General features: G+C 66.5%; 11 protein-coding genes. 8 read left to right on the forward strand and 3 right to left on the reverse strand.

What is annotated here, in order from left to right; all coding sequences use genetic code 11:
- Positions 1 to 151 precede the first annotated feature (151 nt).
- Positions 152 to 1,279, forward strand: coding sequence for an aminotransferase class V-fold PLP-dependent enzyme (locus SB771_RS16235; protein ID WP_175658831.1), 1,128 nt, complete (start codon positions 152 to 154; stop codon positions 1,277 to 1,279).
- Positions 1,280 to 1,401: 122 nt separating this feature from the next.
- Here the strand turns inward: SB771_RS16235 and SB771_RS16240 are convergent, their stop codons facing one another.
- Positions 1,402 to 3,702 (reverse strand): NADP-dependent malic enzyme, encoded by a 2,301-nt coding sequence (locus tag SB771_RS16240; RefSeq protein WP_175658832.1) that lies wholly within the window; start codon positions 3,700 to 3,702, stop codon positions 1,402 to 1,404.
- Between the two features lie 134 nt (positions 3,703 to 3,836).
- On the opposite strand from SB771_RS16240, the gene SB771_RS16245 reads away from it, so the two are divergent.
- The 7 genes from SB771_RS16245 (at position 3,837) to SB771_RS16275 (ending at position 10,853) form a co-directional block, all read left to right on the forward strand.
- Positions 3,837 to 4,808 (forward strand): LysR substrate-binding domain-containing protein, encoded by a 972-nt coding sequence (locus SB771_RS16245; protein WP_166721821.1) that lies wholly within the window; start codon positions 3,837 to 3,839, stop codon positions 4,806 to 4,808.
- Positions 4,809 to 5,115: 307 nt separating this feature from the next.
- A complete protein-coding gene (locus SB771_RS16250; RefSeq protein WP_126225927.1) occupies positions 5,116 to 6,069 on the forward strand; it encodes a choline ABC transporter substrate-binding protein in 954 nt (317 codons plus the stop codon).
- Positions 6,070 to 6,172: 103 nt separating this feature from the next.
- A complete protein-coding gene (locus SB771_RS16255; protein WP_006749513.1) occupies positions 6,173 to 7,102 on the forward strand; it encodes a 3-keto-5-aminohexanoate cleavage protein in 930 nt (309 codons plus the stop codon).
- An 89-nt stretch (positions 7,103 to 7,191) separates the two neighbouring features.
- Complete coding sequence (locus SB771_RS16260) at positions 7,192 to 8,157, forward strand: L-carnitine dehydrogenase (protein WP_105831800.1); 966 nt, start codon at positions 7,192 to 7,194, stop codon at positions 8,155 to 8,157.
- A 6-nt stretch (positions 8,158 to 8,163) separates the two neighbouring features.
- Positions 8,164 to 8,652, forward strand: coding sequence for a thioesterase family protein (locus SB771_RS16265; RefSeq protein WP_175658833.1), 489 nt, complete (start codon positions 8,164 to 8,166; stop codon positions 8,650 to 8,652).
- Between the two features lie 25 nt (positions 8,653 to 8,677).
- Entirely contained in the window at positions 8,678 to 9,634 is a 957-nt protein-coding gene (locus SB771_RS16270; protein WP_175658834.1) for an alpha/beta hydrolase, read from the forward strand.
- Between the two features lie 22 nt (positions 9,635 to 9,656).
- Positions 9,657 to 10,853, forward strand: coding sequence for a TauD/TfdA family dioxygenase (locus SB771_RS16275; RefSeq protein ID WP_175658835.1), 1,197 nt, complete (start codon positions 9,657 to 9,659; stop codon positions 10,851 to 10,853).
- Between the two features lie 193 nt (positions 10,854 to 11,046).
- Here SB771_RS16275 and SB771_RS16280 read toward each other — a convergent pair whose 3' ends face one another.
- Together SB771_RS16280 and SB771_RS16285 are read right to left on the reverse strand one after the other, a co-directional pair.
- Positions 11,047 to 11,349 carry a DUF4148 domain-containing protein gene (locus SB771_RS16280; RefSeq protein ID WP_105831797.1) on the reverse strand — a complete coding sequence of 101 codons (303 nt, stop codon included), beginning with the start codon at positions 11,347 to 11,349 and terminating at the stop codon, positions 11,047 to 11,049.
- Positions 11,350 to 11,561: 212 nt separating this feature from the next.
- Positions 11,562 to 12,548, reverse strand: coding sequence for an oxidoreductase (locus tag SB771_RS16285; RefSeq protein ID WP_175658836.1), 987 nt, complete (start codon positions 12,546 to 12,548; stop codon positions 11,562 to 11,564).
- Positions 12,549 to 12,709: the final 161 nt, after the last annotated feature.

The raw sequence follows: 12,709 nt of genomic DNA on the forward strand, positions 1-12,709 counted from the left end.
CCACAACACACCAAAATCCCAAGCCTCAGACGGCTTTCGTTAGAATCGGTCGTCGTCGAATCAAAAACGCGGATTTGCACAGGCGTGGAGGCATCGCGTCACCAATACCGCTCGCTCTCACTACATGGCTCATCCTTTACCGGAGGCGAACGTGCCAGGATTACTTCCCGATGTCGACCGCGACGGGCTTCTTGAATATTCGGTGGTGTACACCGACCGGTCGATCAATCACATGTCGCAGCGCTTCCAGGGCGTCATGCGCGATATTTCCGCCGCGCTGAAGAAAGTCTACAACGCGAAGGCGGCCGTCATCGTCCCGGGCAGCGGGACGTTCGGCATGGAAGCCGTGGCACGGCAGTTCGCGACGAACAAGAAGTGCGTGGTCATCCGCAACGGCTGGTTCAGTTACCGCTGGTCGCAGATTTTCGACATGGGCGGCATTCCGTCCGAAGAGATCGTGTTGAAAGCGCGCCCGGTCGAAGCGGGCAGGCAAGCCGCCTTTGCACCGGCTCCGATCGACGAAGTCGTCGCCGCGATTCGCGAGCACAAGCCGGATCTGGTGTTCGCCGCGCACGTCGAGACCGCATCGGGGATGATGTTGCCCGACGCCTATTTGCGCGCGGTGGCCGACGCCGTGCATGCGGTCGGCGGCATGTTCGTACTGGATTGCATCGCGTCCGGCACGATCTGGGTCGACATGGAGAAGAGCGGCGTCGACGTGCTGATCAGCGCGCCGCAAAAGGGCTGGAGCGCGTCGCCGGGTTGCGCGCTGGTCATGCTCGGGCCGCTCGCTCGCGAGCGCATCGATGCGACGACCAGCACCAGTTTCGCGTGCGATCTGCGCAAGTGGCTGCAGATCATGGAAGCCTACGAGAACGGCGGCTTCGCGTACCACGCGACGATGCCCACGGACAGCCTCGCGACGCTGCGCGACGTCATCAAGGAAACCGAAGCATATGGTTTCGACAAGGTGAGGGCGGAGCAGCTCGAACTCGGCACGCGGATTCGTGCATTGCTGGCCGAGAAGGGGTTCAGGAGCGTGGCTGCCGAAGGCTTCGAGGCGCCGGGTGTAGTGGTCAGTTACACGGACGATGACGACATCCGCTCCGGCAAGAAATTCGCCGATGTCGGTGTGCAGATCGCGGCCGGCGTGCCGCTTCAATGCGACGAGCCGGCGGACTTCAAGACCTTCCGTATCGGCTTGTTTGGGCTCGACAAGCTGCATGATGTCGATGCCGCGGTTGCGAGGTTTGCCAGTGCGTTGGAGCGGGTTGTGTAGCGTGCCGCTTCAATCGCGTTGGCTTGCGGGTCGTATCCGGTGATGATTCCCGCCCGCCACCCGCGCCGCCCGACGGGGGCCGGCCACAGCCGACCCCCGTCAAGCAATTACATCAACCGCAATCAAGCAGCCACGTTCCGATTCGCCTCGATCACCGTCAACGCCGTCATGTTCACGATCCGCCGCACCGTCGCACTCGAAGTAAGAATGTTCACCGGTGCATTGACGCCGAGCAGGAACGGCCCCACGGCAACGTTGCTGCCGGCTTCGGTCTTGAGCAGGTTATAGGCAATATTCCCCGCATCGACGTTCGGACACACGAGCAGGTTCGCCGCGCCCTTCAGCGGCGACATCGGCAGCAGCCGCGCCCGCAGCCCTTCATCGAGCGCGCAGTCGCCATGCATCTCGCCATCGGCCTCGATATCCGGCGCCTGCGCGCGAATGATCTCCAGCGCCTGCCGCATCTTCACGCCCGAAGCCGCGCTGCCCGAGCCGAAGTTCGACCGCGACAGCAGCGCCACCTTCGGCGTCAGATTCAGCCACTCCATCTGCCGCGCCGCGGCGATCGTGAATTCCGCGATCTGCTCCGCATCGGGGTTGTCGTTGACGTGCGTATCCACCAGCGCGACCGTCCGCTGATTGAGCAGCAGGATATTCATCGCCGCGTAGGTCGACGCTTCGGGCTTCCTGCCGATCACTTCGTCCACGAACCTCAGGTGATTGTGATATTCACCGACCGTCCCGCAGATCATCCCGTCCGCATCGCCGAGCCGCACCATCATCGCGCCGATCAGCGTCAGCCGACGCCGCATTTCGACGCGCGCCATCTCCTTCGAAATGCCGTCGCGGCAGCGCAGTTCCCAGTACGTCGTCCAGTATTGCGGGAAGCGCTCGTCATATTCCGGATTGGTCACTTCGACATCCTGACCGAGTCGCAGGCGCAGGCCGAACCGCTCGATACGCGCCAGCAGCACCTCAGGACGGCCGACCAGGATCGGACGCGCGAGCTTCTCGTCGACGATGACCTGCACCGCGCGCAGCACGCGCTCGTCCTCGCCTTCGGTGAACACGATGCGCGCCTTGCCGCCGTCACGCACGAGTTGGCGCGCGGCCGCGAACAGCGGCTTCATGAACGCGCCCGAGTGATAGACGAACTGCTGCAGCTGCTCGACATACGCGTCGAGATCCTCGAGCGGGCGCGTCGCCACGCCACCTTCGATCGCCGCCTTGGCCACGGCCGGTGCGATACGCACGATCAGGCGCGGATCGAACGGCTTCGGAATCAGGTATTGCGGCCCGAACGACACTTCGTCGCCACCATAGGCCGCCGCGACGACGTCGTTCTGCTCTTCTTCCGCGAGGCCGGCAATCGCGTGAACCGCGGCAATTTCCATTTCGCGGGTGATGGTCGTTGCGCCCACATCCAGTGCGCCGCGGAAAATATACGGGAAGCACAGGACGTTGTTGACCTGGTTCGGGAAATCCGAGCGGCCCGTCGCGATCACGACGTCGTCGCGCGTGGCGTGCGCCAGTTCCGGGAAGATTTCCGGCGTCGGATTGGCGAGCGCGAGAATCAGCGGACGCACGGCCATCGCCTTCAGCATGTCCGCGCTCAGGATGCCGCCGACCGACAGCCCGAGGAACACGTCGGCGCCGCCGATCACTTCCGCCAGCGTGCGCGCGTCGGTTGCCTGCGCGAAGCGTTCCTTGGCCGGATCCATCAGCGTGGTGCGGCCGCGATAGACGACGCCTTCGATATCCGTCGCCCAGATGTTCTCGACCGGCAGCCCGAGGTCGACGAGCAGGTCCAGGCAGGCCAGCGCCGCGGCGCCGGCGCCCGACGTCACGACCTTCACCTCCGAAATCGACTTCCCGACCACCTTCAGCCCGTTGATGAACGCGGCGGCGACGGTGATGGCGGTGCCATGCTGGTCATCGTGGAAGACGGGAATCTTCATGCGCTCGCGCAGCTTGCGCTCGACCGTGAAGCACTCCGGCGCCTTGATGTCCTCGAGGTTGATCCCGCCGAACGTGGGTTCCAGGCCCGCGATGATGTCGACGAGCTTGTCCGGATCGGTCTCGTTGATCTCGATGTCGAACACGTCGATGCCCGCGAACTTCTTGAACAGCACGGCCTTGCCTTCCATGACCGGCTTCGACGCGAGCGCGCCGATGTTGCCCAGACCCAGCACGGCGGTGCCGTTGGTGATCACGCCCACCAGATTCCCGCGGCTCGTGAAGCGGCGCGCCTGCAGCGGATCCGCGGCGATCGCCTCGCACACGCTGGCGACGCCGGGCGTGTAGGCCAGCGCGAGATCGCGCTGCGTCACGAGCGGCTTGCTGGCGACGACCGAGATCTTCCCCGGGGTCGGAAACTCGTGATAGTCGTACGCGGCCTGCTGCTGGGTCTCTGTCTGTTTCATGTTTTTTGGGTCCGGGCGTGCGCGCCAGGCCAGTCCCGACGCGATCCAGGGACGATTCTAGGGATCGGCCATAAGGAGATGATTCTGTTTTAATATCGGTCCATCACTTTTTCATGATGGGTGCGTGGCCGGCGATGACATTCGACGCGAACGACGTGGTCAGGCGGCTGGGCGCGCGCCTGAAGATGCGGCACCTGATGCTGTTGCTGCAGATCCAGCAGCACGGGTCGCTGACGCGCGTCGCCGAGCACATGGCCAGCAGCCAGCCGGCCGTGACCAACGCGTTGTCCGAGCTGGAAAGCATGTTCGGCACGCCGCTGTTCGAGCGCACGTCACGCGGGATGCGCCCGACCGCGCTCGGTTCGGTCGTGCTCGAGCGGGCCACGGCGATGCTGAAGGATCTCGACCATCTCGCCCGTGAGATGGAGGCGGTCGCGGCCGGCCATGCGGCGCACCTGCATATCGGCGTGATTCCGTTTATTTCGGGACAGATGCTGTCGGCCGCGCTCAAGCGTCTGCAATCCCGGATGGAACGGCGCTTGACCGTGACGATCCACGAAGGCACCAGCGACCAGCTGCTGCTGCAGCTCAAGGACCACAGCGTCGACCTCGTGATCGGGCGCGCATCGTCGGCGATCGATCTGGGGCAGGTGTCCTTTGAAGTGCTGTATCAGCAGCAGCCGCGGATGATCGCGAGCCGGCGTCTTGCCGCGAAACTGGCCCGCACGAAGCTCGACTGGCAGAAGCTGCACGCGCTGGACTGGATCCTCGGCGCGCCGCATACGCCGATGCGCGAGCAGGTAACCGACTTGTTCCTGTCGGCAGGCATTGCGCCGCCCGTGCCGATCGTCGAAAGCTATTCGTCGAAGCTGATCGGCGAGATGATCGCGTCGAGCGACGACGCGGTGTCGATCGTGCCGGCCGATATCGCGGAGGAAATGGTGCGCATCGCCGGCGTCGCGATCGTGCCTTACTCGCTGGTCTGGACGCTGCCGCCCATCGCGCTGTTCACCCGCGCCGGCGAATCGCATGCGCCGACGCGGGATCTGCTGGTTCAGGCATTGCGCGAGATCTGCCGGGAAACCTACGTCGAAGTGCCGCGATAGCGCTTGGTGGAGGCGGGTCCTGCTCGCAGGGGAGGAAATCGCGTCACGCCGCCCGAGCGCCGCCGCCAACGCACGTCTCCACGCCGCATCCGGACAAACCCCCGTTCGCTGGGATTCGCCCGAAACCCCCGCAGTACAAGCGCCTGCCCGCGCCTAGTGGTTTCCACTCATAGTCGCAAACAGTCAAGAACAGGTCGCCGCCGGTCTTCCCGCGACCAATATGGCTCGTTACTTTTACTCCCACGATGCAGGCCGGGACGCACACCGCGAACCCGTCGGACATCGGTCCAATCGGGAGAGAGAAACCATGAAGTCGACAAAGATCGCCGCGTTCGTCGCGGCCATGCTGGCGACCGGCGCGTTCGCGACTGCGGCGCAGGCCGAAACGGATGCCGCGACCTGCCGCACCGTACGCTTCGCGGATATCGGCTGGACCGACATCACGTCCACGACGGCGCTCGCGTCGACGGTGTTCGAGGGGCTCGGCTACAAGCCGACGACGACGATTGCGTCGGTGCCGATCTCGTTCGCCGGCCTGAAGAGCAAGCAGCTCGACGTGTCGCTCGGCTACTGGTGGCCGGTGCAGCAAAAGCAGCTCCAGCCGTTCCTCGACAACAAGTCGATCAACGTGGTCGAGCCGCCGAACCTGTCGGGCGCGAAGGCGACGCTCGCGGTGCCGAGCTATGCATACCAGGCCGGCCTGAAGACCTTCGACGACATCGCGAAACACCGCGCCGAGCTCGACGGCAAGATCTACGGGATCGAGCCCGGCAGCAGCGCGAACGCGACGATCCAGAAGATGATCGACACGAACCAGTACGGCCTCGGCGGCTTCAAGCTGGTCGAATCGAGCGAGGCGGGGATGCTCGTCACGGTCGAGCGCGCGATTCGCGACAAGAAGTGGGTGGTCTTCCTGGGATGGGAACCGCATCCGATGAACATCCAGATCAGCATGAACTACCTGTCCGGCGGCGATGCGTCGTTCGGCCCGAACTATGGCGAAGCGCGCGTGTACACGCTGACGGCGCCCGACTTCATCTCGCGCTGCCCGAACGCGGGCAAGCTCGTCGAGAACCTGCGCTTCTCGACGCAGCTCGAGAACCAGCTGATGCAGTCGGTGATGAACAAGACGAAGCCGGCCGACGCCGCGAAGGCGTACCTGAAGAAGAATCCGCAGGTGCTGGACGCGTGGCTCGCCGGCGTCAAGACGTTCGACGGCAAGGACGGCCTGCCTGCCGTGAAGGCCTATCTCGGCCTGTAACGGCCTGCGCGCCCGATGCATGCGGCGCGTGGCGACGAATCATCTGCAGTACGTACGACACAAAATCGAGCGACACAATTCGAATCAAGCGAGGGTAGTCAACATGAACCACGAAGTCATCATCACCTGCGCGGTCACCGGCGCGGGCGATACGGTCGGCAAGCATCCGGCGATTCCGGTCACGCCGAAGGAAATCGCGTCCGCCGCGATCGAAGCCGCGAAGGCCGGCGCGACGGTGGCGCACTGTCATGTCCGCGATCCGCAGACGGGCCGCGGCAGCCGCGATCCGAACCTGTACCGCGAAGTGGTCGACCGGATCCGCTCGGCCGACGTCGACGTGATCATCAACCTGACGGCCGGCATGGGCGGCGATCTGGAAATCGGCCCGGGCGAGGACCCGATGCGCTTCGGCAAGGGCACCGACCTCGTCGGCGGCCTCACGCGCCTCGCGCACGTCGAGGAACTGCTGCCCGAGATCTGCACGCTGGATTGCGGCACGCTGAATTTCGGCGACGGCGATTACATCTACGTGTCGACGCCCGCGCAACTGCGCGCGGGTGCCAAGCGCATCCAGGAACTCGGCGTGAAGCCGGAGCTGGAAATCTTCGATACCGGCCATCTGTGGTTCGCGAAGCAATTGCTGAAGGAAGGGCTGCTCGACGATCCGCCGCTGTTCCAGCTGTGCCTCGGCATTCCGTGGGGCGCACCGGCGGACACCGGCACGATGAAGGCGATGGTCGACAACCTGCCGCCGGGCGCGCACTGGGCCGGCTTCGGGATCGGCCGCATGCAGATGCCGATGGTCGCGCAGGCGATGCTGCTTGGCGGCCACGTGCGCGTCGGCCTCGAAGACAACATCTGGCTCGACCGCGGCGTGCATGCGACCAACGGCACGCTCGTCGAGCGCGCGCGGGAAATCATCGAGCGGCTCGGCGCCCGCGTGCTGACGCCGGCCGAAGGGCGTCGCAAGCTCGGCCTGCCGGCGCGCGGCGAGCGCCTGCTCGAACGCCGCGCGGCGACCGAATTCGCGTGAGCGTCGACGGCTGATTCAGTGATGCATTGCGGCGGCACGCACGAGGGCGGCCGCCGTCCGATTCCCCTCGATTTGAAGGATGCGTGGACATGGCTGTGAAGACCGACATCAAGACGTTCGCCGCGATCGGCACCGGCGTGATCGGCGGCGGATGGATTTGCCGTGCGCTCGCGCACGGTCTCGACGTAGTCGTGTGGGACCCGGCGCCGGGCGCGCAGGAGCGGCTGCGCGCGACCGTCGCGAATGCATGGCCCGCGCTCGAACGCGTCGGCCTCGCGCCGGGCGCGGATCCCGCGCGGCTGCGCTTTGCGGAGACGATCGAAGCCTGCGTTGCCGACGCGGATTTCATCCAGGAAAGCGCGCCCGAGCGCGAGGCGCTGAAACTCGAACTGCACGAACAAATCAGCCGCGCGGCGAAGCCCGACGCGATCATCGCATCGTCGACGTCGGGGCTGCTGCCGACCGACTTCTACGCACGTGCGACGCATCCGGAGCGCTGCGTGGTCGGCCATCCGTTCAATCCGGTCTACCTGCTGCCGCTCGTCGAGGTGCTCGGCGGCGCGCGCACGTCGCCGGAAGCGGTCGACGCGGCAATGGAGATCTATCGCAAGCTCGGCATGCGGCCGCTGCACGTGCGCAAGGAGGTGCCGGGCTTCATCGCGGACCGGCTGCTCGAGGCGTTGTGGCGCGAGGCGCTGCATCTCGTCAACGAAGGCGTCGCGACGACCGGCGAGATCGACGATGCGATCCGCTTCGGCGCGGGCATCCGCTGGTCGTTCATGGGCACGTTCCTGACCTATACGCTGGCCGGCGGCGACGCGGGCATGCGACACTTCATGCAGCAGTTCGGCCCCGCGCTCGAACTGCCGTGGACGAAGCTGGTCGCGCCGACGCTGACCGACGAACTGATCGACAGCGTCGTCGCAGGCACGAGCGAGCAGCAGGGCACGCGCAGCATCAAGGAGCTCGAACGCTATCGCGACGAGTGCATTACCGAGGTGCTGAAGGCGATCGCCACTGTGAAGGCGCGGCACGGAATGCGATTCGAGGACTGAACGAACATGACCGGCGATACCCCGCTGACGATATACCGCGACGTCGTGCGGCCCGAGTGGGTCGACTACAACGGCCATCTGCGCGACGCGTTCTATCTGCTGATCTTCAGTTTCGCGACCGATGCGCTGCTGGAGCGCATCGGTCTCGACGACGCCGCGCGTCGCGAGCGGGGCCGCTCGGTCTATACGCTCGAAGCGCACGTTAACTATCTGCAGGAGATCAAGGAAGGCACGCGCGTGCGCGTCGATGCGCGGGTGTTCGCGCACGACGCGAAGCGGCTGCACCTGTATCTCGAACTGTTTGCCGACGGCTACGACGGTGCGGTGTCGGCGAGCGAGCAGATGCTGCTGCACGTCGACACGCGCGGCGGCGCGAAATCGGCGCCGTTCGACGACGACGTCGCCGCGCGCGTTGCCGAACTGCATGCGTTGCAGCGCGATTGCGCGGCGCCCGCGTATGCGGGCCGCGTGATCGGCCTGCCGCCGCGCCGCTAGCACCGGCGACGACGGGGCGCGCACGATGCTCGAACCGGAAATCGCGGCGTTCGTGTCGGCTGTCGACGCGGCGTATCCGGCCGGCGCGGCGGCGTGCTCGCCCGACGAGCAACGCCGCCTCTACGATCGTTTCGCGGCCGCATGGACGCCCGGCGAACTGCCGGCCGGCATCGTGCAGCACGATGCGGTGTGGCATGCACCGCACGAACACGCGATCGCGCTGCGGCGCTACGCGCCGGCTCACGGCGAGCCGCGCGGCACCGTGCTGTTCTTTCATGGCGGCGGGTTCGTCGTCGGCTCGCTCGACAGTCACGCGCTGATCACCGCGCAACTGGCGGCCGACACGGGGCTGGCCGTGATCGCGGTCGATTACCGGCTCGCGCCCGAGCATCGCGCGCCGGCCGCGCTCGCGGATTGCCTGGCCGTCTCGCGAGCCGCGCGCGATGCATGCTGGTCGTTCGGCTCGTGCGCACGACCGCTGACGCTCGCGGGCGACAGCGCGGGCGGCAATCTCGCGGCGGCCGTCGCAACCGCGCTGCGCGATGCAGGCGAAGGCGGCATCGACGGAATCGCACTCGTGTATCCGATGCTCGGCATCGAACCGCAATCGCCGGCGCGCGAAACGCAAGCGCACGCGCCGATGCTGACGCTCGATGACGTCTATCGCTATCGCGCGTTGTACTGGGGCGATGCACAACACGTTGCACCGGCCGATGACGATCCGCTGCTGCGTGCATCGGTGCCGCTCGCGGCATCGCGTTTCGACGGGCTGCCGCCCGTGCTCGCGATCGGCGCGGAACACGATCCGCTGCGCGACGATGCGCGTGTGTACGTCGAACGGATTCGCGCGGCCGGGGGCGCCGCGCGTTACTGGATGGGGAAGGGGCTGGTGCATGGCTGCTGGCGCGCGCTCGGAACGAGCCCGCAGGCGGCGCGGATGCACCGGATGGTCGGCGAGTTTCTGCTCGCACCACATGCGTAGCGGGCGTTTCCGGGAGGCAACGATGCAGGCAGCGCAACACCGTATCGAGGACTGGCGGACTTTTTCCGTCGAAGCGGCCATCGCGGCGGCGACGATCGGCGATGGCGCGGTGGACGTCGAGTGGAGCGACACGCGACGATCGCCGTTTCACTTCGACTGGTTGCGCGACAACTGCACGTGTTCCGCGTGCGTGCATGCGGTCACGCGCGAACAGGTGTTCGAGATCGCCGACGCGCGCGAGGATCTGTCGGCGCGCGTCGTGCATGTCGACACCGACGGCGCGCTGCACGTCGAGTGGAACGACGGGCATCGCAGTACCTGGTCGCCGGGATGGTTGCGCGCGCATGCATACGACGATGCGTCGCGCGCCGAGCGTCAGGCCGCGCATGGGCGGCACGTATGGACCGGCGACGACGCGACGGCGATCGGCGTGTTCGCATGGCGTGACGTGATGGAGGACGACGGCACGTTGCTCGCGTGGCTCGCCGCGTTGCAGCGCACGGGGCTGACGCTCGTCGAGGGTGTGCCGGCCGAACGCGGCCGGGTCGACCAGATCGCGCGTCGTATCGGCCTGATTCGCGAAAGCAATTTCGGCGTGCTGTTCGACGTCGAATCGAAGCCGCGCCCGGACAGCAACGCCTATACGTCGCTCAACCTGCCGCCGCACACCGACCTGCCGACGCGTGAATTGCAGCCGGGCGTGCAGTTCCTGCATTGCCTCACGAACGATGCAACGGGCGGAGACAGCGTCTTCCTCGACGGCTTCGCGCTCGCGGATGCGCTGCGGCGCGAATATCCGACCGATTTCGGGCACCTTGCGTCGACACCGTTCGAGTTCTGGAACAAGAGTGCGGACAGTGACTACCGCTGTTCGGCGCCGGTGATCGGGCTCGATGCGCGCGGCAACGTGACCGAGGTGCGCGTCGCGAACTTCCTGCGCGGGCCGCTCGATGCGCCGGCCGATGCGGTGGCGGCCGTCTATCGTGCCTACCGGCGTTTTCTTGCGCTCGCGCGCGAGCCGCGCTTTCGCGTGCAGCGCCGGCTGCGGGCCGGCGACATGTGGGCGTTCGACAACCGGCGCGTGCTGCATGCGCGCACCGAGTTCGATCCGTCGACGGGCCGCCGCCATCTGCAGGGATGTTACGTCGATCGCGACGAACTGCTGTCGCGGTGGCGCGTGCTGTCGCGCAGGGTGCCTGCGGCAGCCGCGGCGCGCTGACCGGCGCATACCGCTTCGTTACGCTTACCTCGCCGGGGAAAAAGCGCCCGGACGCAACGCGCCCGGGCGAAGCCACCCGCTGCCGGGCGGCGGAGGTATGCGTTTGAGAAAAAAAGACGAGCCCGCATGACGGGCTCGTCCGGATCCAGCTTCATCGCGCGATGCGCGGTGCGCCCGCCGGGGGCGCGTCGGCTTACTGGCCGAAGAAGACCGAGTCGCGAGCGTTCGACGACGCTGCGGCAGCCGGGACGCCCGAGTGGACGACCGGAGCCGGTTGCGCGCCGTAGCCGCTGGGATCGGCACCATGAACACGCGCTTCCGCCGACTGGATGTCGTTCGGGTAGTACGGGCTCGACACGCCCGGCTTGTAGCCGGCTTGTTCGAGCTGGACGAGTTCGTTGCGCACTTGTGCGCGCGTCACGGTGCTTTGTGCGAAAGCGCTGAACGAAGCGGACAGGGCGACAGCGGCAACAACTGCGGAAACGAGCGATTTCATGATGACCTCCGGTGTTTTATTGGGTTCGCCGTCGACACCATGTCTTCAGCGATTGACTAAATCTTAGTCACCGGGTCGTTCAGGGTAAACGCTGATTTTGACGATAAATTGTTTCCTGGCTGGTAACAGTGAGGCGTCGAATCAGGCTTTCATCGGCCTTTCGTTTCTGTAAGTGCAATAAGTATGAAGAATAGCGACAGGAAATGCGCGAGTCAGCGCACTTCGGCCGTCGTATCGAACGGCGTGCCGGGCAGCCGGCCGGCAGGCGCGCCCGCGCTCAGGAAACGCACACCCGTCGCGGCCTCCGACGCTTCCCACAGCAGTGCCGCCACGGCCACGTCGCGTGCCGCGCGCGGCACGCTCGCGCGCGCCGGCAGGCCGCGCGACTCGAACCAGCCTGACGGCCCGATGTACGCGCCACCGGTGAGCTCGGGTGACGTTGCCGCGTGGATCGCGGGCAACGCGCCCTGATCGGCCGGTTGCGCGAGATAACGGTGTGCCGCGCGCATCAGCGCGGCGCGGAGGGGCGAACCGTCCATCGCGGGGCCGGCGAACTGCAGGTTGGTCGCCGCGTAGCCGGGATGCGCGGCGACGCTGATTCCCGCGAACGCCGCGCGCTGGAAGCGGCGCTGCAGCTCGATCGCGAACACGAGGTTCGCGAGCTTGCTGTCGCAGTACGCGAGATAACGGTTGTACCGGTGCTCGGCTCGCAGGTCGTCGACGCGGATCCGGCCGCCGCGGTTGAACCCGCTCGACATCGTCACGACCCGCGGCCGCGGTGCGGCGGACAGCGCGGGCAGCAGATGGCCGGTCAGCGCGAAATGGCCGAGGTGATTGGTGCCGAACTGCATCTCGAAGCCGTCGTGCGTGTGCCGCAGCGGCAGGAACATCACGCCGGCGTTGTTGCAGAGGATGTCGACGCGGCCGTGGCGCGCGGAGATGTCGGCGGCGAAGCGCCGGATCGATGCGAGATCGGCGAGGTCGAGCGGATCGACTTCGACCCGGGCGGCAGGATGAAGCCGGCGGATTGCGTCCGCGGCTTGTGCGGCGCGCGCGGCATCGCGGCAGCCCATCACGACGGTCGCGCCCTTGGCGGCCAGCGTTTCCGCGATCTGCCAGCCGAGGCCGCTATTGGCGCCGGTCACGACTGCGACCTTGCCGCCTTGCGCCGGGACGTGGCGCGCGCTCCATGCATGCATGTCTGTCTCCATCGGCGCGGCCGATGCGCCACGACGCCCGTAATCGTTACATTGAGTGCTGTAACGATAGTCCGCGCAGGCGGGGCAGACAAGCGGGTGATTAGACCGGCGCTTCTAGGGCGGGCCTGCGCATCACGCAGCCAGCCCTCGCACGCGGCGGG

Source organism: Burkholderia sp. SIMBA_051, from assembly GCF_046534915.1.
GTDB lineage: Bacteria > Pseudomonadota > Gammaproteobacteria > Burkholderiales > Burkholderiaceae > Burkholderia > Burkholderia ambifaria.